18 protein-coding genes are annotated in these 25,474 nt (G+C 55.4%); 8 read left to right on the top strand and 10 right to left on the bottom strand.

Translation table 11 applies throughout. The features are described from left to right. Positions 1-8: 8 nt before the first annotated feature. The 9 genes from ACFPOF_RS13445 to leuC form a co-directional block, all read right to left on the bottom strand. Positions 9-824 carry a GDSL-type esterase/lipase family protein gene (locus ACFPOF_RS13445; RefSeq protein WP_378133399.1) on the bottom strand — a complete coding sequence of 272 codons (816 nt, stop codon included), beginning with the start codon at positions 822-824 and terminating at the stop codon, positions 9-11. A gap of 162 nt (positions 825-986) precedes the next feature. Continuing rightward, positions 987-2,786 carry an ABC transporter ATP-binding protein gene (locus ACFPOF_RS13450; protein ID WP_378133401.1) on the bottom strand — a complete coding sequence of 600 codons (1,800 nt, stop codon included), beginning with the start codon at positions 2,784-2,786 and terminating at the stop codon, positions 987-989. Continuing rightward, positions 2,783-4,576 carry an ABC transporter ATP-binding protein gene (locus ACFPOF_RS13455; protein ID WP_378133402.1) on the bottom strand — a complete coding sequence of 598 codons (1,794 nt, stop codon included), beginning with the start codon at positions 4,574-4,576 and terminating at the stop codon, positions 2,783-2,785. Before ACFPOF_RS13455 ends, ACFPOF_RS13450 begins: the two co-directional genes overlap by 4 nt. 258 nt (positions 4,577-4,834) lie before the next feature. Beyond that, the gene (locus tag ACFPOF_RS13460) at positions 4,835-8,578 is read right to left on the bottom strand and encodes a dynamin family protein (protein ID WP_378133404.1); all 3,744 of its coding nucleotides are present in this window, start codon (positions 8,576-8,578) and stop codon (positions 4,835-4,837) included. Beyond that, positions 8,575-9,243 (bottom strand): endonuclease III, encoded by a 669-nt coding sequence (gene nth / locus ACFPOF_RS13465; protein ID WP_378133406.1) that lies wholly within the window; start codon positions 9,241-9,243, stop codon positions 8,575-8,577. Before nth ends, ACFPOF_RS13460 begins: the two co-directional genes overlap by 4 nt. Before the next feature lie 130 nt (positions 9,244-9,373). Beyond that, positions 9,374-12,103 (bottom strand): S-layer homology domain-containing protein, encoded by a 2,730-nt coding sequence (locus tag ACFPOF_RS13470; RefSeq protein WP_378133408.1) that lies wholly within the window; start codon positions 12,101-12,103, stop codon positions 9,374-9,376. Between the two features lie 68 nt (positions 12,104-12,171). Further along, complete coding sequence (locus tag ACFPOF_RS13475; protein WP_378133410.1) at positions 12,172-13,716, bottom strand: N-acetylmuramoyl-L-alanine amidase; 1,545 nt, start codon at positions 13,714-13,716, stop codon at positions 12,172-12,174. 187 nt (positions 13,717-13,903) lie between these two features. Beyond that, positions 13,904-14,506: a 3-isopropylmalate dehydratase small subunit gene (gene leuD / locus ACFPOF_RS13480; protein ID WP_378133412.1), complete on the bottom strand. Its 603-nt coding sequence runs from the start codon at positions 14,504-14,506 to the stop codon at positions 13,904-13,906. Between the two features lie 18 nt (positions 14,507-14,524). Further along, positions 14,525-15,946 (bottom strand): 3-isopropylmalate dehydratase large subunit, encoded by a 1,422-nt coding sequence (leuC, locus tag ACFPOF_RS13485; RefSeq protein WP_378133414.1) that lies wholly within the window; start codon positions 15,944-15,946, stop codon positions 14,525-14,527. 126 nt (positions 15,947-16,072) lie between these two features. Between leuC and ACFPOF_RS13490 the strand changes: the two genes are divergently transcribed. Beyond that, positions 16,073-16,975, top strand: a complete 903-nt coding sequence (locus ACFPOF_RS13490) for a LysR family transcriptional regulator (protein WP_378133416.1) — start codon at positions 16,073-16,075, stop codon at positions 16,973-16,975. 44 nt (positions 16,976-17,019) lie between these two features. Here ACFPOF_RS13490 and ACFPOF_RS13495 read toward each other — a convergent pair whose 3' ends face one another. Continuing rightward, positions 17,020-17,817 carry a carbon-nitrogen family hydrolase gene (locus ACFPOF_RS13495; protein WP_378133418.1) on the bottom strand — a complete coding sequence of 266 codons (798 nt, stop codon included), beginning with the start codon at positions 17,815-17,817 and terminating at the stop codon, positions 17,020-17,022. A 199-nt stretch (positions 17,818-18,016) separates the two neighbouring features. Between ACFPOF_RS13495 and ACFPOF_RS13500 the strand changes: the two genes are divergently transcribed. The 7 genes from ACFPOF_RS13500 (at position 18,017) to mtnB (ending at position 25,404) form a co-directional block, all read left to right on the top strand. After that, complete coding sequence (locus ACFPOF_RS13500) at positions 18,017-19,195, top strand: pyridoxal phosphate-dependent aminotransferase (protein WP_378133420.1); 1,179 nt, start codon at positions 18,017-18,019, stop codon at positions 19,193-19,195. Between the two features lie 352 nt (positions 19,196-19,547). Next, entirely contained in the window at positions 19,548-20,675 is a 1,128-nt protein-coding gene (gene proB / locus ACFPOF_RS13505) for a glutamate 5-kinase (protein ID WP_378133422.1), read from the top strand. Next, the gene (locus tag ACFPOF_RS13510; RefSeq protein WP_378133424.1) at positions 20,668-21,915 is read left to right on the top strand and encodes a glutamate-5-semialdehyde dehydrogenase; all 1,248 of its coding nucleotides are present in this window, start codon (positions 20,668-20,670) and stop codon (positions 21,913-21,915) included. Before proB ends, ACFPOF_RS13510 begins: the two co-directional genes overlap by 8 nt. A gap of 13 nt (positions 21,916-21,928) precedes the next feature. Further along, entirely contained in the window at positions 21,929-22,783 is an 855-nt protein-coding gene (gene proC, locus ACFPOF_RS13515) for a pyrroline-5-carboxylate reductase (protein ID WP_378133426.1), read from the top strand. 61 nt (positions 22,784-22,844) lie between these two features. Continuing rightward, positions 22,845-24,071 carry a 2,3-diketo-5-methylthiopentyl-1-phosphate enolase gene (locus ACFPOF_RS13520; RefSeq protein WP_378133428.1) on the top strand — a complete coding sequence of 409 codons (1,227 nt, stop codon included), beginning with the start codon at positions 22,845-22,847 and terminating at the stop codon, positions 24,069-24,071. After that, complete coding sequence (locus ACFPOF_RS13525) at positions 24,068-24,757, top strand: 2-hydroxy-3-keto-5-methylthiopentenyl-1-phosphate phosphatase (protein ID WP_378133430.1); 690 nt, start codon at positions 24,068-24,070, stop codon at positions 24,755-24,757. The genes ACFPOF_RS13520 and ACFPOF_RS13525 overlap by 4 nt, the downstream gene beginning before the upstream one ends. Continuing rightward, positions 24,754-25,404, top strand: a complete 651-nt coding sequence (mtnB, locus tag ACFPOF_RS13530; protein ID WP_378133432.1) for a methylthioribulose 1-phosphate dehydratase — start codon at positions 24,754-24,756, stop codon at positions 25,402-25,404. The genes ACFPOF_RS13525 and mtnB overlap by 4 nt, the downstream gene beginning before the upstream one ends. The last annotated feature ends 70 nt before the right edge of the window (positions 25,405-25,474 follow it).

The raw sequence follows: 25,474 nt of genomic DNA on the forward strand, positions 1-25,474 counted from the left end.
TCCCGCAGTTATTGCAACGCCTGAACGACACGGTCCGCAATGCGCGAATAACCGAGTTCGTTCGGGTGAAAATGATCGGAAGACAAATACTTCTTGACGTCGAACTCGAACATATCGTATGTAGGCACCACCGTCGCGTTTCCGTCCGTCTTCGCCAATTCGAACGCATAGTCGTTCCACTCAGCCACGACGCCGTTCGCTCCGCGCATTTGCGGCAAGTCGTAAAACGCATTATAAAGCCCGACATAGACGATTCGCGCATTCGGGTTCAACTCGCGAATTTTACGGATGACCGCTTTTAGACGGGGCTCTAAGCCCGGCAGCCGATCCAGCAGCAATTGCGGGGACAGATCGCCGCCTTCTACGAGCGAACCGCCGGCTTGCGCTACCTGGAATAAGTCGTTGCCGCCGATGGTCAGCAGCACGATGTCCGCCTTTCCGACAGCAGTCGCAAAACCTTTTTCCGCCAATCTATCCGTCATCTGGTCTGCACGCAAGCCGTTGATCGCCAAGTTGTTGACGAGATAAACGGGCTTGTCCATCGCTTTAGCCAGCCGTTCGATGACACGATCGACATAACCCGCTCCCGTTGCGTCTCCCGTTCCTTTCGTCAGAGAGTCGCCGAGCGCGGTCACGAACAATTCCTTTTTGCCGCCCCAATCGCCCCCGGTCGCCTTCTCAGGCTCCGACGCCTCCGGAAGAGCAATTCCGCCGTTCGGCATCCATGAGTCTTTAAGAGCCCAGCCGAAACCGGTCAACATAAGCAACAAACACGCGAGCGTCGACCAGCCAAGCGCCGGCCAAAGCCATTTGGATCGTCTCATCTTCAGCCTCCCCTATGCGTTGCCGCGACGAAAACATTCGTTCGCCGCATTTTGCTATTTCTATCCACGATAACGGTTCCGGCGACATTTTACAAATCCGTCCTCAAGCAAAAACCGCCCCCCGGCGAATGGCCGATAAGGGCGGTTGCAGTAAAGTCGGATTTAGGCGGATAAAAAGCGATATTGCGCATCGACCAAATTCCGATAGTGGCCGGGACGTTTCATCAATTGCTCATGGTTGCCGATCTCGACGATCTCGCCGTGATCGAGCACGACGATCATATCGGCATGGCGAATGGTCGACAATCGGTGGGCTACGATAAACGATGTTCGTCCGTGAAGCAACGTCGCCAATGCGTCTTGGATGCGAAGCTCTGTCTCCGTATCAATGCTCGCTGTCGCTTCGTCAAGCACGAGGATCCGCGGATCGGCAAGCAGTGCACGCGCGAAGCTGATCAGTTGTCGCTGCCCGACGGAAAGCGCGTTGCCTCGCTCCTCGACTTCCGTATCGTAACCGTTCGGCAAGTCGACGATGAAATCGTGCGCCCGGACGGAGCGCGCTGCCGCTTCCACTTCCGCGTTGCTTGCATCCGGACGGCCGTAACGAATGTTATCGCGGATCGTTCCGGAGAAAATAAACGTATCTTGCAGCACAATGCCGATCTGCGAACGCAAGGCTGCGATCGAAACGTCCTTGACGTCTATACCGTCCAGTAATACGCGCCCTTCCGTCGTATCGTAGAATCGGCAGATCAAGTTAACGATCGTACTCTTGCCCGAGCCGGTATGGCCGACAAGCGCAACCGACGTCCCTGCCTTGATGTCGAGATCGATGCCTTTCAGCGCAAGGCGATCTTTCTCATAACCGAACGACACGCTATCGAGTCGAACATCCCCTCTGAGCTGCGTTAATGCGACCGGGTTTTCTTTCTCCGGCACAGCAGGCTTCTCGTCGATAAACTCGAAAATACGCTCCGCAGAAGACATGGAGATGAGCAGTTGCGAATACATGTTGCCTAGACGCGTAATCGGCTCCCAGAAACTGCCGACATAAGTGATAAAGGCGAACAAGACGCCGACCGTCATCGCTCCGCTCTGGATCAAATGGGTGCCGTATAGAAGCAGAATCATCGTGCCGATGGCCGACGTTACTTCGATGACCGGACCGAACAGTTGGTTTAGTGCCGATGCGGTGTTCCACGAGCGGATGTTACTTGCGTTCATCCGATCGAAGAAACCGATATTTTCTTTTTCCTGGGCGAACGCCTGCGTCACGCGAATCCCTTGAATGCTTTCATTCAAGTGTGCGTTAATGCGCGACTGCTTGATCCGTACGACTTGCCAGGCCATCCGGATTTTTTTGCGAAGCGACGTTGACACGATAAACATAAGCGGCACAGTAATTATTATGGCAAGCCCCAGACTCGGTTGGAGCACGATCAGAATAATGGTTATCCCAATCAGTTGCACGATATCGATGGCGGAGTTGACGACGCCGTTCGTGAACAAATCTTGCAAGGAGTTGACGTCGTTCGTAACCCGGACAAGCACCGAACCGGCTGGACGCTTGTCGAAGAAGCGGAACGATAGCGATTGAATGTGCTTAAACAGCGCTGCCCTTAGATCGAAAATGACTTTCTGCCCGATAACGTTCGTCTCTGCAATCGTATATCTTTGCGCCCACCATCTTGTGCCATACAGTACAAGCATCGCGACGACGAGCCACGCTAGCATGCTGAAGTTTCCGTTGCCATCTTTCGGGAAAATCGCCTTATCGATCGCGACGCTCATCAGGTAAGGGATTGCCAGACGCGACAGCATGCCGAATACGAGCATAATGGAGACGACTCGTACGACGGAAGCCTTATAAGGGGCGACGAAAGAAAACAATCTGCCGACTTGTTTCCAGTTAAACGGCTTCTCGATCAGTTCGTCGTCCTGATAAACGAATTTGCGGCTCATCCCGTCACCCGCCTTTCATCGCCCGCCGCGGTTTCCTGATCCAGCTCCTCCGGACGATCCGCGAACTGAATGCGATACGTTTCCCGATACAGGCCAGGCTGACGAACGAGTTTGTCATGTGTGCCTCGTTGGATCGTGCGTCCTTTGTCGAGCACGATGATTTCATCCGCATGACGCAGCGTCGAGATCCGATGCGCGATAATGAATACGGTTCGCCCTTCCATCACTTTGCGAATCGCAGACTGAATTTCCTGTTCCGTCTCCATGTCGAGCGCGCTTGTCGCGTCGTCGAGAATAAGAATTTTCGGTTTTGCGAGCAGCGCACGGGCGATGGCGATCCGTTGCTTCTGACCGCCCGACAGGCCCATGCCCCGTTCCCCGACGATCGTCTCGTAACCGAGCGGAAACTCGCGAATGAAACCGTCCGCTTGGGCAAGCCGAGCTGCCTCGTAGATTTGTTCTTCTGTCGCATCCGGAAATCCATAACAAATGTTTTCCCGGATCGTCGTCGAGAATAGGAACGATTCCTGGAAAACGACGCCGATCTGGCGGCGCAAACTTTCCAGCTCGATGTGCCGAATATCGACGCCATCAAGCCTAATCGCCCCTTCGCCGACATCGTAAGCCCGCAGCAGCAAGCCGACCGTCGACGTTTTGCCGGACCCCGTTCCGCCGAGAAGACCGATAACGGATCCAGCCGGAGCATCAAGCTCAAAGCCGAGCAGCGCGGAAGGCAGATCGTCGCGGTTCGCATAACGGAAGCTGACGTCTTCGTATCTCACATGGCCTTTCACGACTTCGTCATCCAGGACGAGTGAGTGGCCTGCATTTTTTACCGCAATGGGTTGATTCAAAAGCTCGAGCAGCCTTTCTCCCGATGCTTTGGACTGCGTGTAACCGTTGATCTGGAATCCGAGCGTCCAGAGCGGCGCGACGATCATGCCGAGCATGCCCGAAAGCGCAATCAAATCGCCGAGCGATAAAGTGCCGTTAATGACTCGCCAGCCTCCGACGAGCAGCAATGCCGCCACGCTTAGGTTCGCGATAAATTCCATCATCGGGAAGTATTTCGCCCAGACACCGGCCAATTCCACGTGGTTGTCGCGGTAGTCAACGTTCTCTTTAACAAAGCGGTCGATCTCGAACGGTTCTCTTGCGAACGACTTGACCGTGCGCACGCCCGTCACGTTCTCTTGCACCCGTACGGTCAGCCGGCCGACAGCAGAGCGGATCGATCGGAATACCGGATGAATGCTTTGTTCGAAGCGGATCGCTACGAATCCGAGAACCGGCAGCATCGCGAACGCCAGCAGCGTCAGCTTCCAATCGATCGCGAACATCATAGAGAAACCGAAAACAAGCAGCAACCCTGTGTTCAACAACTGCGCGACGCCGAAGCCGATAAACATCCGGATACCTTCGATGTCCGCCGTCAAACGGGACATGAGATCGCCCGTCCGCGCTTTGTCGTAGTACGAGAAAGATAATTGCTGGAGCTTCTCGTAACATCCGTTTCTCAGTCTATACGCCATCCGGTTGCCGAGCCTTCCTCCGCTAAAGCCATGCACGTACTGGAAACCTGCTTTCAGAATAATGATGCCGACAGCCATGAGCGACAATCGGAGCACGCCCGAATATTCGCCCGGAACGATGACGTCGTCGATGAGCGTCTTGAGCAGAAGCGGATACACGAGTCCTAATGCCGTCGCGATCGCCAGCCCTCCGACTGAGCCCCAAAGAAATCCTTTGTCTTGCCAATAATAGCCTTTTAACTCTTTGAAGATGTGCAAGTATGGCTCTCTCCTCTCATCTATCTTCGGGCAGTGTAGCTTAATCCCATGGGACCTTCAACAACGGTATACGTTGGTATTTGCGCTTCGTACGGGAACGTTGCCATTCAGCGGCGTCATGCACCCGTATTCTCGTAAATCGTCGCAAATCATACCAAATATGCCGCTATTGAGCCGGAAAACCAAGGAAAAGAAAGCCAACGCAAGAAAAGGCCTCCTCCTATCGCCGGAACGAAGGGAGAAAGCCGATTTCGTTGCTTATTGGATAATGTTCCGCCAACGGTCTCGCAAATTCGACAATATTGTTTCTTCGCCTGGTCGAAGCAGCGACTCACTCACGCTGAGCGCAAACGCCGATAACTGGTCAGACCAGGCAGCCGCCGTCGATTCGACCGCTTGACGAAGCGCTTGGCCCGCTTCCGCGTTCCAGCTTTCGCGGAGGGTGTCAAGTTGTTCGTCCAGCGCGTCGAACAGCATGCCGTTCAGTTGTTCGCGAAGCGCCGTCGCTCCCTCTTTCTCGAAGAAATGTTTCGGAGAGCGGAACGACGCCCACAGCATCTTCGCATCCAGCGATGGACCGCGCGAGAACGGCTCCGGCAACGGAAGCTCGAGCGACGCTTTCTCCGGCGTCTCCGGCTGGAAGCCCTCTCCGGCCATGTCGGCTAACCCCGGTAACGCGTCGAGTGCTTGCACCGCAAGCTTATGTGTCGTGCCTTCCAGACGCAATCCTGCCGCTCTCAGCTCCTGCAGTAAATCTTCTCCAAGCGAGCGCTTCAGATCGTCTCCGCACGCTTGTAGCAGCTTTTTCAGGTCCCTGCCATCGTCTTGCAGCACGGACGGATGGAACGCGAGCTGGAAATGCTCCTTAAACCGGAACTTCAACCGCTGGCGCAAATGATAAAGCTGCTCGCCGATCTCTTGTTCAAGCGGCTGAGCGGCGGCAGGAGGCACTGCTTTGACCCCTTCTACGCGCCACTTCTCCGCCTGTTGCGCCAACTTGCGGGCTTTCGCTTCCCGCGTCGCCGCATCCTCGTTCGCAGACTGCAGCCAGCCTTCGAGCAGCTTGTCGACGCGTTCCAGCTCTTTATTTGCCGAAGCAAGCGCCAACCCGCCAAGCTCCAAATGGGAGAACGACTTAAATGCCGCCTCGAACGCCGCAATGCCAGAAGATTCGAGTTGCTCAGAGCTGCGCGCCAGCTTAGCAGTCAAGCCGTCGCGGCTCGATACGGCGAACAATCTCGGCTTGCGGATACCGTGCTTGAGCAACTGGCCGGACACATGATCTTTCACATCGTTTAACTCAGCTTCCGAAGTCGCCAAGTCCGCTGCATTAATGACGAAAAACATTTTATCAAGCTCGAACACGTCTTTGACGCTGCCGAGCTGGTTCAGAAACTCCCTGTCCGCCTCAGTGAACGCATGGTTGTAATACGTCACGAACAGAACGGCGTCCGCGTTCTTAATGTACTGGAATGCAACGCCGGTATGACGGGCGTTGATCGAATCCGCCCCCGGCGTATCTACGAGAACGGCTCCGCTTCGCGTCAACGGTGAATCGACGTGCAGGTCAATGTCTGCGACGAAACAAGAGGCTTGTTCTTCCGCCGCGAAGCGACGGTAATCATCGCGTCCGACGACAAGCTTCTCGCCGAGCTTCGAGCCGTAGGCGGCCCAGCCTTCTTCCGCCGCGTGCAGGAACGCCAGATGCGGTCTGCCCCTAGGGTGCAGATCGCCTGCGGAGACGGCGTTCTTCAGCGCGAGCAGCCGCTTCACATCGTCGCCAGCCGCTTCGAGCTTTTCCTTGCCGATGCCGATCCGCTTCAGAGAGTGGCGGACGTCGTCCGCGAACGCCTCCGGCGTCTTCATCGTCACGATTGCAGTTCCGTCTGGATAATCGGTCGTCGGCGCAACGATCCGATTGATCGTCGCCGTCGTTGGATTCGGCGACACAGGCAGCGCCGGCGCTCCGACGAGCGCATTGGCGAACGACGACTTCCCTGCGCTAAAGGCGCCAAAAAGCGCGATCGTAAAGCTCCGATTGCGAAAGCGCTCCGCTTTCGCCCGCAAACCGTCCGCGATCGTGCGCAGTGCAGGAACGCCAGTCAACAGTTCCGCTGCTTGCGCCAGCTTCTCTGCCGCTCCTGCCGGAGCGCCAGCCGCTTTCGCCGGAGACTCCGAATTCTCACCTGCAGACATTTCATGGTCTTCGCTTGGCGCAGTATCTACGGCCTTCGTCGTGCGTGCCGTGTCACCGCTCTCATGCCCGGCCAAGGCAGAGGCCGTCGCTTCAGCTGCCGCAAGCGCCTCCGACGTTACCGCGCCTACCTTCGGCAGCGCCAAGAGGCCACCTGCTTCGGCTGCGCCTGGCAGCAACGCGAGAAGCCGGCTTTCTTCGCCGCGCTCCTCCGCTTCAAGCTTCTCCAGCTCATCCGCCGCACGATCCCGCTCGGTAAGCTTAGCAAGCTCGCCTTTCAGTCTCTCAGCATTTGCTGTCCGTTCGGCCTCATCGCCCTTCGCCGCTTCTTCCGCCCATGAGACGGCTGCTTTGCGATAGATCGCCTTCAACTCGGCGCTGATTTCCGCCGAATAGTTCAACGTCACTTGCCCGTCGGCGCTCGCGCCCGGTTTCACGAGCGCCTTCAGCCATTCCGCCGTGACAGGCCGGAATAAAGCGTCCAGCGAAGCTTCCAGTTCTTCGCCCGCCAAGACGCTTCCTCCGTCGACAGCCGCTTTCCGGAGCAGTTCCTTCACATGACCCGTCACGTTCGCTTCTACCTGACGGTTGAAATCGTCGGCGAGTCGCTCCAGTCTGGCCGTCCGCTCCGCTTCCGTCTTCGCAGCGCCTCCCAGCCAGCCGACCTTAAAGCCCGGCTGCATCGCGGCGAGTGTTTCCCGAGCTTTCTCGCGCGTCTCCGCCGGTGTCAAATTCGCGCTGCCTAGCAGCTTATCAAGCTCTGTACGCAGCCGGTTACGGCGCATATCTTCCGCTTCGACCGTCTCCGACAGCTCGCCCTCCAGCTTCACACGAAGCGCAGCTCGCGCTTCAAGCTCTCCGTCGTCCCCGAGCAGCTCCAACCAGCGGTCTCGCTCGCCCGAATGCTGCTCATGGAGCGTCTCCCGGAATTGCTCGGCCAGATGTCTCGCCGATCGAGTCGCGCTTGCAAGCATAAGCGGAGTCGCGAGCGGCTGCAGATCCTTCATCAGACGCAGCAGCTCATCCCACTGGGATAGCGGATGGCTCGGCTCCCTGAGCGAGAGGAATAACGTACCTGCAGGCGCGATGTCCCAATTGGCTAGCGCCTGGCTTAAGCTGTCGCGGAACGCCGCGAAAGACAATTGCTCTTCCTGGTGCTTATCGATCATGTTCACGATCAAATACGTCGGTTTGCCCCACCGTGCCAGGCTGCGCATGAAGCGGAAGTTCACTTCGGATTGCACGTGGTTGTAGTCCGTAACGAAAAAAACAACATCCGCCAGGTGAAGCGCCGATTCCGTCGCGGCGCGATGCGCGCCGTCCGTCGAGTCGACTCCCGGCGTATCGACGATCGCCATCCGGTCTCCCAGCAGCGGAATCGGATACGTTACTCGGATCGATGTAACGCCTTCCCCGTCAGCTGCGTACCGGTGCAAATCTTCGACGGCGATGTCGCGCGGATCGCCTATATGGCCTGCGGCGTCTTTAAATACGGTGCTGGCCGATGGTTCTCCGTTCGATACGGTCACAACGTTCGCACTGGTCGGGATAGGCGACGACGGCAGCAGTTGTGCGCCGCATATCGCGTTGACGAGCGTTGACTTACCGGCAGAGAAGTGTCCGCAGAACGCGACGGTCAGCTTCCCTCCTGCAAGCTTCGCGGACAGCTCGGCAAATTTGTCCGCCTGTATGGGGTCCCCGTGCTCTAGCGTTCGGGCGGACATGGTGGTTAACGCGTTCATGCAAGAAACAAGTTCATTGGATAATGGCAATTTCGCTTCTGGTGCGAGAGACTCGGTATGGCTCACTTCGTGTTGCTCCTTTTCTTCAATGCCGCCTTCATGCGGGATTTGCCTTCCTTGCAATGCTCGATGATCGGACACACTTCACAGCGCGGATTTTGCGCTTTGCAATGATACCGCCCGAAGAAGATCAGCCGATGATGGGTGATCGTCCATTCGTCTCTTGGCACTTTCTTCATCAGCTTCTTCTCGACCTCAAGCACAGAATCGTCGGGCTTGCAGACGCCGAGCCGCTTGGATACGCGCTCAACATGCGTATCGACGGCAATTGCAGGCACGTCGAACGCGTTGGAGACGACGACATTGGCCGTCTTCCGGCCGACACCGGGCAATTCGGTCAATTGCTCGTGCTTGCGAGGAATTTCTCCGCCATACTTATCGATGACAAGCCGGCACAGCTTCTGAATGTTCGCCGCTTTATTGCGGAACAGGCCGATTCTGCGAATATCGTTCTCGAGTTCTTCCAATGGAACGTTCAAATAATCTTGGGGTTCCCGATACTTGTCGAACAGCGTGGCCGTCACTTTGTTGACGGTCTCGTCCGTGCACTGCGCGGACAGCAACACCGCTATCGTCAACTCGAACGGATTGCGGTGATTCAGCTCGCATCTCGCGTCAGGAAACATTTCGGCGATTTGGTCGAGCACTAACCTTAACGTTGCGGCGTTCATGGTGGTCTCCTTCGTTAACCGATACTCTTCTTACAAGTTTACCGGAAGTTCCGTATGGCGGCAATAAGCGCGCGAACGCGCAAAAGGCAGCCGGGGCGGAGATCCGCCCGGCTGCCTCTAAACAGCTTTCTTATTTTACTACTTCGACGACCTTACCGCGAAGCAAGTACAGCGAGATTGCGTCTGGATTTTTGAAATCTGCCATCGTCAGCACCGTCGTGCCTTGATGAATGTACACTTGCGGATGGAGCGTGTAGGAATAGTCCGTATCCGACAGATCTTTTTTAAGCACGTTCAGCGTCCGGGACGCGCTCTCGTAATACCAGAACGATTTGCGCAACGGAGTGATGATCTCGATGACTACGCGATCGCTCTCGTCTTTGCGGATTTCGACCCGATCGTCCGGCGCTATGGCCACGAGCGAGCCTTGGGGGACATTATTTTTCAAGACTAGCGGCGTTGCGCCGACCGATTTCGTAACCGTTGTTCCGGATGGAAGAACGAGATCGATCGTTGCGCCAGCAGTGTTGACCGAAGCGACGCGACCATAAGCGACCGTCACGGCTTTCACTTTAATAGGCGTACTTCCGGACATCGTCACGTTCAGCAAATTCGCAGAATTCAATCCGGCAAGCGTCGTTGCCGCGCCGTTCTCGTCCTGCAGTACGATGCCCGTACCGATCGTCCAATCTTCAACGGTACCATCCGTTCTTTTGGCCCGAAGTTTGTTTGTCGTCGTATCCACAGACACAAATTCAAACTGGACATTTTTCTGCACAAGCACCGACGATACTTGGTCCTGCGTGCCGTTCAGCAATACGGTGACAATATCGCCAACTTTGACGTCTGCCATCGTCTTACCGTTCACGCCGTAAATATCAACAATCGGCGAGTTGTAAGAAATCGTAATCGAGCTGTTGTTGTCGAGGGTCAGCTTCAACGTCTTCGCCGCCGTGTTGTTCTCCGTCACCGTGCCAGCGTATTTCGCGACGATCGAGACATACACCGCGTTCGTGCCGCTTTTGCCGATATTGATTTTCTTGCCTTTGGCCGTCAAATACGGCAAAGCCTGATCAATCGTCAGCTTTGTGCCGTTCAGATCGATTCGCGTCGTCGCGGTGACGTCCAAGTTATATTTGTTGCCGAGTGCGTCGTTGACGATCAACGTTTTGGCGTTGACCGAATAATCGAGGATCGTAGCGCCGTTAAGCGGTTGAACGGAACGTCCGGTGACGGCGATGACGGACACTTTGCCCGCATCGTTAAACGTCAGCGTAATCGCATCGTCTTTAAGCAGATCGTCCAGCGTTGCGTCGGCATAACCTTCGATTTTGGCGACAACGTTGTCGGCCAAATATTCCGCGTTCAGCTTACCCGCAATCGTGTACTGGATCGTCTTAGTCGTCTTGTCGAGCGACGAGAACACACCCGACTTCGTCGCGAACTGCGACTTCACGATAACGATGCTTGAGATCGCACCATTTTTCACTTCGAACGAAATGGTATCGCCTGTCTTCAAATCTTCTAGCGAAACGTTAATGCCATCCTTCTTGATCGTTGCGTTAGTGCTGAGCGTGTAACTGTCGGTCGCGGAAGTCGCGCTATCTTTCAGTTGAAGGGTACGAGCGGTCGCATCCCAGGAGACGACAGTGCCGTTTCCGCTTTTGTTCGAAACCGATTGCTTCACTGTGATCGACAAAATTTTCCGATCTGCAGGCGCTCTGAACGCATCTACGATCAACTTGACCGGTACGTCAGTCGGAATCGCTTCAAGCGCCATAGCTTGTCCGTTCGCATCCGTCACTTTTGGCTTGTTCGTATCATCGTAGAAATAATCGACGGTTTCCGTCCCTTCCAGCAGTGTGATCCGTTTCTGCTTCGACGAAAGCAGTTTAAACGTGCCTTCGTGTGTCTCCACCTTGGCCGTATCGCTCGTCTGCTCGACGTAACCGACTCTATTATCCGCCGAAGTGATTACGGTCACCTCACCGTAAAGCTTCAGTGCCGAGAATGACGATGGATTATCGTCGAAACGATATATCGGTGTCGAAGAGTTGATTGCGTAATCTTTGGAAGTGCCGTCCTGGAACAGCAGCGTCAGCTTATCGGCAGAAGCGAACATGAGCGTGCCCGTGACTTGACCGGAGTACGCGACGGCAAGTTTCGCTTCCGCGCGGCTGAACAGCGTGGAAGCTGTTGCGCGAGTGAGGGCGGCGGTCGGATCGAATTTCGTTATCTTCGCACCCGAACTATTAACGGCAGGCACGCCATTGATCAATTCGGAGCCGACTCCGACGTTGACATATCCTCTCATCAACGGATCGATAGAGGAATCGTCGGGGAAAGATGTCGCCCGGTTGGCAGCCGCTCTCGCATCTGCGTCTTTGCCGATCGAACGGACGAGCAGACGTGTGAACCATTCGCGAGTAGCCGCGCTTTTCCCCCATTCCTTGCCCTTCTCCTTCGTCGCGAGCGCGATTTCCTCGTCTCTGTTCAAAATCCCTTTCTGCATAGCCAGTTGTATGTAAGCTTTATAATCATCTTTCACGATAAGCGCACTCGGCAATATGATGGCGCCTGACTTATTAACCTCATCCTCGATGCCCATGAACCTGAGCGCGATAATGACCGCCTCTTGACGGCTGACGGAGTTATTCGGGTTGAACTGTCCCGGCGCCACGCCTTTCAAAATATTTTGCATGGCCAACTTCGTAATATGTTTCTCTGCCCAGTGACCGACGACGACATCTTTAAACGGCGAAGCCGCGTTCGCGTATGGCGCCGCTAACCCGAGTCCAGAAGTGACGATCGTGGCGGCTAATGCTCCCGCCGCCCATTTCGAAGCGCGTTTATTATTCATTGCGACTGATCCCCTCTCCCTTATACAAGCATACCGGCCCCTAAAGGGGCCGGATCGCTAGTTCATCATCAAATCAGTTTCAATTGCATTTTGATGCCTTGAGCAATCGCCGCCGCAACCCGATTCTGGAACTCATCGTTCCACATTTGCGGCTCGTCGATCTTGCTAGACAGATAACCGACTTCGAGCAGAATGGCCGGCATCTTCGTCTCCCGCGTTACAGCAAGGCTCTTCTGACGCACGCCGTTGTTTTTCAGGCCAGTTGCCGGTGCAAATACGGAATGCATCAGATCAGCGAAAGCGCGACTCTCTTCACGGGTGTAATACGTTTCGGTTCCGTTCGTCGCGGCCGTGTAGCTGTTCCCGTGTACGGACACGAACAAGTCCGCTTTGATCGAGTTCGCCAGATTATAGCGATCTGCCAGCGACGGGTATGTATCGCCAGAACGGGTCATGACGATATTAAGTCGCTGATCCGCAACAAGAATCGCTTGCACTTTCAAGATGACGGACAAATTAAATTCTTTCTCCGGCCGCTTGCTTAAACTTGAAGCGCCCGGATCGCTGCCGCCATGACCTGCGTCGAGAACGACGGTGAACTTGGATTTGTCAGGCGTCGGCTGCTTTAAGAGAATGCGCATTAGACCGGCAGACGGATCGTTTACAATCTCGTAACCCCATGTTTGCTTCAAGTCCAGCACGATACGCGGTGCCTTGACCTTGTCCCCGAACAGGGAGAAGCGAACGCTCGTCAACGCTAGGTGATCCGGAACGTCGATCTTGCCCGGAAATCCGCCGATGAAATCGACCGTTGGCGTAAAATCTGACGCGTATTGCACGCTCGGAAGGTCAAATACAAGTCGTTTCGGGTTGTCGAGTGTAGAGACCGTAGGGGCTACAAATCCGTCGTAGCTCACTGTGATGATGTCAGGCTCGTACGCGATAGAATGCAGATTTCCGATAATAACTGGCGGCTTGACCACTTCCCCGCCTTCCGTCCCTTCTGCAGGGTCAGTAGGCTTAGGGTCAGGAGTGGTGCCGGGATCATCGGTGCCCGAATTCCCGTTATTGCCTGTGTTACCATTGCCGTTGTTGCCATTGCCGTTGTTGCCTGTGTTGCCATTGCCGGAATTTCCGTTACCCGGCTTCCCGCCCGTGCCGCCATCCGTATATATGAATGCCGCTTTGATATCGTTATCCCAAGTAACTTCCAATCCGAAGCTTATCTTCAATAAATTAAGCGGGATAAACGTGTACGTATTGGTATTTTGCTTCATCAGCATCGGCGCAACGTCCATCACGATCGGTTTGTCATTGAAATAGGCCGTTTTGTTGTCGATCGTCATGATCAACTTCTGCGAGCCGCCCGATACCGTGACTTGTCTTTTCTCATTGTTGTAATCCACTTTGTAGCCGAGACTTTCGATCGCAACGCGTGCCGGAATCAGCGTCCTGTTATCGATCAAAATCGGTGGCATCGGCGGCTGCAAAGCAATGCCGTCCAGAACAAGCTGAGGAACCACTTTTGTATCCGCTTTCGCGGCACTCGCTATTCCCGCGCTCAGGAGCAGCATGCCTGTGGCAACGAACAACAAGACAATCCACTTTCTCATGCTTCACCTCGATGTTATTAGATTTGCAAACGTTGCCGGGTTATGTAGATTGACGTCGGCTTGTCCACGAATCATTAGACGTAAAAGAGCATGAAAAGTTGCGTAACAGAGGAAAAAAAGACCCTTTGCCCCGAAAATTGCCGAATCGGGGGCAAAGAGTCGTTAAAAACAGTCGTTTTCGGAGTAATTAGGCGATCGCCGCTGCCGCGCGCTTCGCTTCGTATTCGCTGATCGCTGCTTCATGTTTCAGCGTCAGGCCGATATCGTCAAGCCCTTGAAGCAGGAATTGCCGACGGTGCTCGTCCAGATCAAACGGAATGTTCAGACCGTCTTCGCTAGTGATCACTTTATTTTCCAGATCGATATTCAGCTTGTAGCCTTCTTGCGCTTCTGTGCGTTTGAACAGGTCGTCGACTTGCTCTTCGCTTAGCTTGATTGGCAGGATACCGTTCTTGAAGCAGTTATTGTAGAAAATATCGGCGAACGACGGCGCGATAACACAGCGGAAACCGTAGTCCATTATCGCCCAAGGCGCGTGCTCGCGGGACGAGCCGCAGCCGAAGTTGGCGCGGGAAAGCAAGATGGAAGCGCCTTGGTAACGCGGCTTGTTCAAGTTAAACTCTGGAATGACGTTTCCTTGCTCATCCCATCTCCATTCGAAAAACAGGAACTGGCCGAAGCCGCTTCTTTCGATTCTTTTCAGAAATTGCTTAGGAATAATAGCATCGGTATCTACGTTAACCCGGTCGACCGGGACGGTTAATCCGTTCAGCGTCGTGAATGCTTGCATATTGGTTGATCCTCCCTGTTACGCCGTTACTTCGGCTTTGAAATCCCACGAACGTACGTCGACGAAACGGCCTTGTACCGCCGCTGCCGCCGCCATCTCCGGCGACACCAGGTGCGTGCGTCCGCCGCGTCCTTGACGACCTTCGAAGTTACGGTTGGACGTCGAGGCACAGCGTTGGCCAGGTTTCAGAACGTCCGGATTCATCGCGAGGCACATGCTGCATCCAGCTTCGCGCCATTCGAATCCCGCTGCGGTGAAGATTTTGTCCAAGCCTTCCTTCTCTGCTTGAAGTTTGACGCGGCCGGAGCCCGGCACGACGATCGCCGTTACTTTAGGGCTTACTTGGTGGCCTTGGGCGACTTTCGCCGCTGCGCGCAAATCTTCGATCCGACCGTTCGTGCAAGAGCCGATAAAGACGTAATCGATCTCGATATCGGTCATCGGCGTGCCCGGCTTCAGAGCCATATACTCAAGCGCGCTTGTCGCCGCTTTGCGTTCGTTCTCCGTTGGCAGTTCTTCCGGAACCGGAACGGTGGAAGTAATGCCAGTGCCCATGCCTGGGCTCGTGCCCCACGTGACTTGCGGAATGAGGCTATCCACGTCAAAGTCGACTTCCGTATCATAAGTCGCGCCTTCATCCGTGCACAGCGCCTTCCATTGCTCAACCGCTTTGTCGAACGCTTCGCCCTGCGGCGCGTATTCGCGTCCGCGAAGGTATTCGAACGTCGTTTCGTCCGGTGCAATGAGACCGGCGCGCGCGCCCGCTTCGATCGACATGTTGCAGACGGTCATGCGCTCTTCCATCGACAAGTCACGGATCGCTTCGCCCGTATATTCCATAACGTAGCCGGTGCCGAAATCGGTGCCGTACTTGGCGATCAAGCCGAGGATCATATCCTTCGCCGTAATGCCTGGCTTGCGTTTGCCGTTAAAGCGAATAACCATCGTCTTCGCTTTCGCTTGCTGCAAACATTGCGTTGCGAGCACATGCTCGACTTCGCTTGTGCCGATCCCGAACGCAAGAGCGCCGAATGCACCGTGCGTGGACGTGTGGCTATCGCCGCAAACGATCGTTTTACCCGGATGAGTAAGGCCAAGCTCCGGACCCATGACGTGAACGACACCTTGGTCGATCGTGTTGAGGTCGTACAATTTAACGCCGAATTCTTTGCAGTTGTCCGTCAACGTATCCACTTGCTGCTTGGAGATCGGATCGGCGATGTTAAAACGGTCTTTCGTCGGAACGTTGTGGTCCATCGTCGCGAAAGTCAGCTCCGGACGGCGAACTTTGCGGCCGGACAGACGCAAACCTTCGAACGCTTGCGGGGACGTGACCTCGTGAACGAGGTGCAGGTCGATGTACAAAATGCTAGGTTTGCCTTGCTCGGATACGATTTCGTGGTTGTTCCAAATTTTCTCGAACATTGTCAATTTACTCATGTTTCAGTTCACCTCTGTAAGGTCTTCTCTAACTTTACCCTATCATAACATTTCATCTTTCATTGTTCCAAGATATAATATCTATAAGGTTGATAGCTTTAGACTATGACAAGGACGTGCATCGACATGGAAATTCGCCAGTTGTTATATGCGATCCAGATCGCCACCGAAAGAAACTTTTCCCGCGCCGCGGAGAAACTCCATATCGCCCAGCCGTCGCTCAGCCAGCAGTTATCCAAGCTCGAGAAAGAGCTCGGCGTGCTTTTGTTCAAGCGCAGTACGAACTCCGTCGAATTGACGTACGCCGGCTCGGTGTTCGTAGAGAAAGCGCAGCAGATCGTCGACATGGCCGACCAGTTGCGTCGCGAGATGGAGGACATCGCCGACATGCGCAAAGGACGGCTCGTCGTCGGCAGTTTGCCGATGACCGGAGCCCACATATTGCCGCATGTGCTTCCCGCCTTCCGTCACGCTTACCCGGACATCGAGATCGTGCTCGTCGAGGAAACGACGCGGCAACTCGAACAGTTGACGGCAAGCGGCGGCACGGACGTCAGTCTTCTTACGCTGCCGCTGATCGAACCGACGCTGGCGCACATTCCGTTAATGGAGGAAGAAGTCGTTCTCGCTGTGCCGTCTGAACATCCTCTTTCGAACAAACGGGGCAGCGGCGATATTCCGGTAGCCGGTCTGCGCGATGAACCGTTCATTTTATTGAAAAAAGGACAAGGCTTCCGAGCAATCGCCCATGATATTTGCCAAGCCGCCGGTTTCGATCCGCGCGTCGTCTTCGAAAGCGGCAATATCGAGACGGTGCAATCGCTTGTCGCCGCTGGCATGGGCATCGCCTTCCTGCCGAAAATGATGACCCGAAGCGACTGGCAAGGCCCCGCCCCGACTTACTTGACGCTCGAGGGCCGACCGACCCGTACGCTTGTCATCGCCTACCGCAAAGGCCGCTACTTGTCCAATGCGGCGGAAGCTTTCATTGAGACTTTCCGCCAGACGCTGCAGCGTCTCGCCAAATAAATAAAGCCAATGCCCCCGAAGTCGGGCTGCATTGGCAGCAATGTTTAAGAATATAATTCCGGACGACGGTCCGCGAAGACGGGAATGCGACTCCTTACTTCGTCCACCAGCCCAAGGTCAATATCCGCTACGAGAATCATCTCTTCTTCCGGAGCTTCCGCGATCACTTCGCCCCATGGATCAATGACCATCGAATGGCCGAAGAATGTCGTGCCTCCGCTTTCACCGACCGTGTTGCACGATACGACGTACATTTGATTTTCGATGGCGCGGGCCTGAAGCAACGTTCGCCAGTGGTGAAGGCGCGGGTGTGGCCATTCCGCGGGCACAAATACGATGCGTGAGCCTCCGAGCGCAAGCCTACGGGCCAGCTCCGGAAAACGGATATCGTAGCAAATCATCATGCCTGCCGGCACACCGTCAAGTTCGAACCGCCCGGCGACTTGCCCCGCTTCCAGATGCAAATGCTCGTTCATGAGCTGGAACAGATGGATTTTGCTGTATTCGCCAGCCGTCTCGCCATCGCGGCCGAACACATGAATCGTGTTTGTCACGCCGTCGCCACGAGCCTGCGCAACTGATCCGGCCAATACGTATATGCCATGCTTGCGAGCAAAAGCGGATATGACGGCTTTCGTCCGCTCGCCGTTCTCGTCGGCAAGATCTCGAATCTGGTTCATCGCGTAGCCGGTATTCCACATTTCCGGCAGAACGATGATATCAGGCTTCGGCTGAAGGGCTGCCGCTTCCTCCAAACGCGACTGTACGGCGGCGAAATTGGCCTCCGGATCTCCGGCAATAATATTCATTTGCACCAATGCGAGACGCAGCGGTGTTGTCATGTCGAATCACTCCTAAGAAGTCGATGCTCTTTGCTCTCCATCGTACTGCATCGTCCCGTCGTCGGCAACAGCCAGTTGATATATCCGAGTCATTTTCCCCGAATACTATATTTAACGTCTGAAGCCGTTGCCGTAACAAGCTCATTATGCTACATTCATCCTATCCTAAATCAAGCTATACGGAGCGTGACCGATTCGCATGTCCATCCCTATTACTCCCGCCCAGCGGTTGCAAGATTTGCCCGAACAATTTTTCGCGGCGCTCGTCGCCAAGGCGAACGCGCGCGCAGCAACCGGCCGCGACGTCATCAACCTCGGCCAAGGCAATCCCGATTTGCCAACGCCAGTTAACATCGTCGAAAGCCTGAAGACCGCGGCTGACAAACCGCAATACCACAAATACCCGCCGTTTAGAGGGTTTACCTTCTTGAAAGAAGCTGTCGCCAAGCGATACAAGGAAGATTACGACGTCGACCTCGATCCAGCGACTGAAGTGGCCGTTCTGTTCGGCGGCAAAGCCGGCTTGATCGAGATCAGCCAAATTTTGCTGAATCCGGGCGACTTGTGCCTCGTACCGGACCCTGGCTATCCTGACTACTGGTCCGGTGTCGCGCTCGCAGGAGCGGAAATGGCGTTTATGCCGCTTAAGGCGGACAACGCATTCCTGCCCAACTACGGTTCTTTATCTCCGGAAGTGGTGGACAAAGCGAAGCTAATGTTCCTCAACTATCCGAACAACCCGACGTCGGCCGTCGCGACGCCGGCATTCTATGAAGAAACGGTTGCTTTCGCGCGTCAACACAACATCGTTGTCGCTAGCGATTTTGCCTACGGCGCGATTGGTTTTGACGGGCAACGCCCTGTCAGTTTCCTGGAGACGCCTGGAGCAAAGGAAGTTGGGGTCGAATTTTACACGCTGTCAAAGACGTACAACATGGCCGGTTGGCGCGTCGGATTCGCGATCGGCAACGCACAAATCATTGAGCTGATCAACCTCATTCAAGACCATATGTATTGCAGCTTGTTCGGGGGCATTCAAGAAGCGGCCGCAGAGGCGCTTTCCGGCTCCCAGCAATCGGTGCGCGACCTCGTCGCCACGTACGAAAGCCGCAGAAACGCGCTTTACGCCGCCCTCGAGGAAATTGGCTGGAAAGCCGATAAACCTGCCGGTTCGTTCTTCTGCTGGCTTCCGGTACCCGAAGGATTCACCTCGATGTCGTTCGCGAATCTTTTACTGGAAGAAGCGGATGTCGTCGTCGCCCCTGGGACAGGATTCGGAGCAAATGGCGAAGGATACGTTCGTCTTGGTTTGCTCACGACCGAGGAACGGCTCCGCGAAGTTGCGGCCAGAATCGGACGGCTCAATTTGTTTAAGTAACTCGCGCTGACAAGGGCGTTAATTTCTTTACAACCCTTGTGCTGCGTGGTATTCTTTATGGAACAAGAACCACACATATGGCAATGCTATGACGGGAAACGATGCGGACCCGGACGAACACAGAGAACGAATTCCTTGGCTGCGAGAATTCGTCTTGTCCCCTGCCTCCCCCATCCCCGAGCGGACGGCGAAGAGCCGGACAGTTCCTGCTGTTATCAGGACCATGAGCGGACGGATGCCGGCATTATTTGATGCTGCACCGTCAATGAAGGTGGCACCGCGGAAGATCAGACTTTCGTCCTTTACAAGAGGACGGGAGTTTTTTTTATGGATTCAGAAAGGATGGAGCGTTATGGGGAAACGTATCGTCATTAAAATCGGCAGCAGCTCTCTAACGGCCGAAGAAGGCGGCTTAAATCGAACGCAAGTCCGCTTTTTCGCTGATGAGATCGCGGCTCTGCATGCGGCCGGCCATCAGGTGCTGCTCGTCACATCCGGGGCGATCGCGGCCGGTTTCCGCCAGCTCGGCTATGCTGCAAGGCCGAAGCTTGTCCATGAGAAGCAAGCGGCTGCGGCCGTCGGTCAGGCGTTGCTTATGCAAGCATACCAGGAAGCTTTTAATGCGAGCGGCATTATCGCCGCGCAAATTTTGCTGACCAGGCCGGATTTCAGCAATCGCGGGCGGTCTCAGAACGCGACGCGCACGATCGAGGAATTGCTGAAACAGCGTGCCGTTCCAATCATTAACGAGAATGATACCGTTGCCGTAGACGAAATCAAGTTTGGCGAGAATGACGGTTTGTCCGCGCTCGTCGCAACGCTCGTGAAGGCGGACGGTCTATACATTTTGACGGACATGGATGGTGTCTACACCGGTGATCCGCGCAAGATGCCGGACGCCGTCCGTATCGAACGTGTCGAAATATTATCCGACGAATTGTACCAAATGGCGGGCGGCGCTGGGTCGGCCGTTGGCACCGGCGGCATGAGATCCAAAATCGAAGCCGCCCGAATCGCGATGCGTGGCGGCGTCCCACTGTTCGTGGGGCGCGTCGCCGAGCCGGGTGATCTGTCAGCAGCTGTCGCGGGAACAGGAAAAGGCACTTACTTTTCCTCCTCCCCATCCGCATTATCAGCGAAGAAACATTGGGTCGGTTTCCTTTCGGTGCCGCAAGGTCGGCTTATCGTCGACAAAGGCGCGGAAGAAGCACTGCTGAGCCGCGGGCGGAGCTTACTTCCAGCCGGCGTTCGGCAGGCGGATGGCGACTTCCACCCGGGGGATGTCGTCGAAGTGGTCAATACCGGCGGCCACGTACTTGGACGCGGCGTCACCCGCTTCTCCGCATGGCAAGTGACGGCTGTCGCCGGCCTTTCCAGCGAAGAAACGTTAAAACGGCTCGACGTTCAGAAACCGGAAGTCATTCACCGCGACGAATGGGTCGCGACATCATTAGCCAAGGAGGCATCCTCCCATGAGTGAAGTCATCTCCAAGTCAACCGCCGCCCAGCGCGCGGCAACTGTTATGAATCGGTTAACGACATCGCAGAAAAACGAAGCGCTCGTTCTCATTGCCGACGCCCTCGTTGCAGAACAAGCACCAATTATCGCCGCAAACGAGGAAGATCTCGCTCGCGGTCGCGACAACGGCACGTCGCCTGCCCTGCTCGACCGTCTCAAGCTGACGCCCGCCCGCTTGAAAGACATCTCCGATGCTGTGCGGCAAATCGTCGAGTTGCCAGATCCAGTCGGTGACCTGCTCGATTCGTTCGAACGCCCGAATGGTCTTCGCATCGAGAAGCGCCGAGTACCGCTTGGCGTTATCGGCATCGTCTATGAGGCGCGTCCGAACGTTACCGTAGATGCTGCCACATTGTGCCTGAAATCCGGCAACGCGGTCGTTCTGCGCGGCGGTTCCGCCGCACTGTCTTCCAATAAACAAATCATCGCCGTCATTCGCGACGCGCTTTCACGTTCGGCAGTTCCTTCCGATGCCGTGCAACTGATCGAAGATTCAAGCCGCGCTTCCGTCGACGAAATGCTGAAGCTAAACGGCTTGCTCGACGTCATCATTCCGCGCGGCGGCGCGTCCCTTATTCAGAACGTCGTTCAGAATGCGACTGTTCCCGTCATCGAGACAGGGGCTGGCGTCTGCCATACGTTCATTGATGAGTCGGCTGACTACGGGATGGCAGAAGCGATCGCCCTGAATGCTAAAGTTCAACGTCCGTCGGTGTGCAATTCGATGGAGACATTACTCGTGCACGACCGGTTCGCTGGACGTTATCTTGCCGAACTGGCGGAAGCTTTCCGCAATGCGAACGTCGAACTGAGAGGCTGCGAAACGACGATTGCCTTTGTGCCGTGGGCGACGCTGGCGACGGAGCAAGATTTCGCGACGGAATACAATGACTACATTTTGAACGTGAAAGTGGTAAAAGATGTAGACGATGCGCTCGCCCACATCGCCCGCTTTGGCACGAAACATTCGGAATGTATCGTCACCGCCAACGATGCGATTGCCGAACGCTTCCTGCAGGAAGTCGACGCGGCTGCCGTCTACCATAATGCCTCCACCCGCTTTACAGATGGGTTCGAGTTCGGTTTCGGCGCGGAAATCGGCATCAGCACGCAGAAGCTGCATGCTCGCGGACCGATGGGTTTGCCTGCACTCACCTCGACGAAGTTCAAAGTCGTCGGTAACGGTCAAATTAGAGGATAGGAGCAACGAATCGATGAACGATAAATTACAACATCCGAAGCTGACTTTTTTCGGAGCCGGTTCGATGGCGGAAGCGCTGCTTCGCGGCATTACCGCAGCCGAGCTTCTTCCTCCTTCCAACATCGTCGTGATGAACCGCCAAAATGCGGAACGACTGCAAGAACTTCAACAAAAATATAAAATCATGCCCGCTTCGACCGACACTGACAAAAGCAATGCTCTTCGTTCCGCGGACATCATCCTTCTGAGCATGAAACCGAAAGATGCAGCGGTAGCGATCCGGTCGCTAAAACCGCTTCTTCACCCGGACCAGCTCCTTGTCTCGGTCATTGCGGGTTTGTCAATCGATACGATTCATCAATTGCTAGGCAACGCACAGCCGGTCGTCCGCACGATGCCCAACACATCGAGTACAATTGGCCTCGGCGCGACCGGCATCAGCTTCTCGGAAGCGGTCAACGAAAATCAGCGTGCTTTCGCCATCGCCATGTTCGAAGCCGTCGGACTGACCTCCGTCGTTGAAGAACCGATGATTGAAGCTGTAAATGGCGTATCCGGCAGCGGTCCCGCTTATATTTATTACGTGATGGAAGCGATGATTCAGGCGGGTGTTGAACTCGGCCTGACGCCCGAAGTCGCGACGCAGCTCACGGCACAGACGGTGAAAGGGGCGGCCGAGATGGTCATTTCCACCGGCGAGAATCCCGGGGAGCTTCGCCGCAAAGTGACGTCTCCGAACGGCACAACGCAAGCCGCCCTCGAGACGCTCGACCGCTTCGCTTTCCAGGAGGCGATCAACAAAGCGATTCATCGCTGCGCCGAACGTGCCCGCGAGATGGGCGACGCGATTCGCGCAGAAGCACTATAAGGGCGCCACACGCATCAGCGTTCAACTCTCGCCTAACCATAGAAAGAAGGTTTCAAATCCGATGAACAACAACAGTTACAGCAAAGCGACTTACCGACTGTACGACGATAAAGCTGATTTTCATAAAAAAGCGACCGGCATCGCCGTCGGCTTGACCGTCGGCAGTTGGACCGATTTGCCGGAAGCGGCCAAAGCGCAAATGCAACAGCACCTCGGCCAAGTCGTCTCCGTCTCTGCGCACGAAAGCGATATACCCGGCGAACGGTACGCGGACATTACGATCGCATACCCTGACGTCAACTTCAGCCGCGATATCCCGGCATTCCTCGTGACCGCATTCGGCAAACTCTCGATGGACGGTCGAATCAAGCTGATCGATATCGAACCGTCCGCCGATTTCCTCTCCGCATTCCCCGGTCCGAAATTCGGCGCGCAAGGGTTGCGCGACTTACTCGGTGTGCACGATCGTCCGCTTGTCATGAGTATTTTCAAATCCGTCATCGGTCAAGACCTCGCCAACTTGCGGGAGCAATTTCTGCAACAGGCGCTCGGGGGCGTCGACTTGATCAAGGACGACGAAATTTTGTTCGAGAATCCATTGTCCCCGCTCGTCAAGCGGGTCGAAGCTTGCGTCGGCGCCATGAAGGAAGCAGAACAGGCAACTGGCCAAAAACTGATCTATTTCACTAACTTGACCGGCCCGACTTTCTCGCTCAAAGATAACGCCAAGCGAGCGATCCAAGCCGGTGCTAACGGCCTACTCTTTAACGTGCTCGCCTATGGTTTTGACGCTTTGGCCGAACTTGCCGCCGATCCGGACATCTCCGTGCCGATCGCGGCGCATCCGGCAATGGCCGGCGCTTTCTACCCATCGCCGCATTATGGCATCTCCGCGCCAGTGCTGCTCGGGAAGCTGATGCGAATCGCAGGCGCGGACTTGTCGCTCTTCCCGTCCCCTTACGGCTCGGTCGTCATGCCGAAAGCGGAAAATCTCGCCGTTAAGGAAGCGTTGCTCGATGCTCCGTTGCCGCAGAAAGCAGCTATGCCGGTTCCGTCGGCAGGCATCCACCCGGGACTTGTCCCGCTCATCATGAACGACTTCGGACCTGAAGTCGTCGTGAATGCCGGCGGAGGCGTCCACGGCCATCCCGGCGGTCCAGCTGCCGGCGGACAAGCATTTCGTCAAGCGGTCGACGCCGTCATCTCCGGTCAGTCGCTGGAACATTACGCACAATCACACGAACCATTAAGGCAGGCGATTGAACTTTGGGGGGTGCGCACATCATGAGTACGCCGACATCGTTGTTCCCGCGCAAACCGGTTCTGTTCTGCGACTTCGACGGCACCATCACGTTAAACGACAACATCGTGGCGGTCATGAAGCATTTCAATCCTCCCGGCTGGGATGAGATCGTCAAGGACATTATCGCTGAGCGCAAATCCGTCAAGGAAGGCGTCGGCGAAATGTTCGCTCTTATCCCTTCGTCGATGCAGAACGAAGTTCGCGACTATATATTGACGACAGCCGGCATCCGTCCTGGCTTCCAACAGTTGCTCGATTGGTGCAAAGCGCACGAAGTGCCGTTCTACGTAACGAGCGGCGGCATCGATTTTTTCGTATACCCGCTGCTCGAACCATTCGGTATTCCGCAAGACCATGTTTACTGTAACGGCAGCGATTTCACCGGTGATACGATCCGCATTACGTGGCCGCACGACTGCGACGCCGAATGCGATCACGGCGCCTGCGGCATGTGCAAGACGGCCGTCATCCGGAGATTTGCGCGAGACGACTATTATCGTATCTTGATCGGCGACAGTATAACGGACTTCCCGGGCGCGAAAATCGTTGATCTCGTCTTCTCCCGCTCGCACTTGACAGACCGCTGCGTGCAGCTTGGTTTGCCTCATGTTCCGTTCGAAACATTTCACGACATCGTCAGTTACTTGGACCAAGGAGGCCGTCAGTCATGAGTTTCGCCGACATCACCCTCGAAGAGAAGCAACGTGTACTCAGCGAATTTTCCGCCGTCAAAGCGGACTTCGCCTCCCGTCACTGGTTTCCGGGAACGAGCGGCAACTTGAGCATGCGCATCGGCCCCTACGAGCCGAGCGCCTTCTACTTCGCTGTCACGGCAAGCGGCAAAGACAAAACAAAATCGACGCCGGAAGATTTCCTCTTCGTCGATCAGGACGGCAACGCCTGCGAGACAACCTCGCTGAGGCCGTCCGCCGAAACGTCTCTCCACCGGGAAATTTACCGCCTGACAGGCGCCGGAGCTATTTTCCATATTCATTCCGTATTTAACAACCTTGTCTCCGAGCTATTCTGGGAACAGCGTTCGGTGCCGATCGAAGGCGTCGAGCTGATTAAGGCGTTTAACATCTGGGACGAAGACGCGGTCATCAACGTGCCGATCGTGCCGAATTACGCCAATGTTCCGCAAATCGTTCCCGAGATCGAGCCCGTCCTGAATCCGCGAGTTCCTGGCCTGCTCATCCGCAAACACGGCGTATGCGCATGGGGCAAAGACGCCTCAGAAGCCAAAAAACATCTCGAAGCGTTCGAATTTCTGTTCGAATACGTCTTTCGTTGGCAATTGTTGAAGCAAGGCAAATAAACCGATTGCGCGTTACCGCTACACACAAAAAACCACTCGCTCCTCCGCCCCCACAGCGGTTCGACGAGTG

Origin of the sequence: Cohnella soli (genome assembly GCF_042655525.1) — a bacterium.
In the GTDB taxonomy this organism is placed as follows: domain Bacteria; phylum Bacillota; class Bacilli; order Paenibacillales; family Paenibacillaceae; genus Cohnella; species Cohnella soli.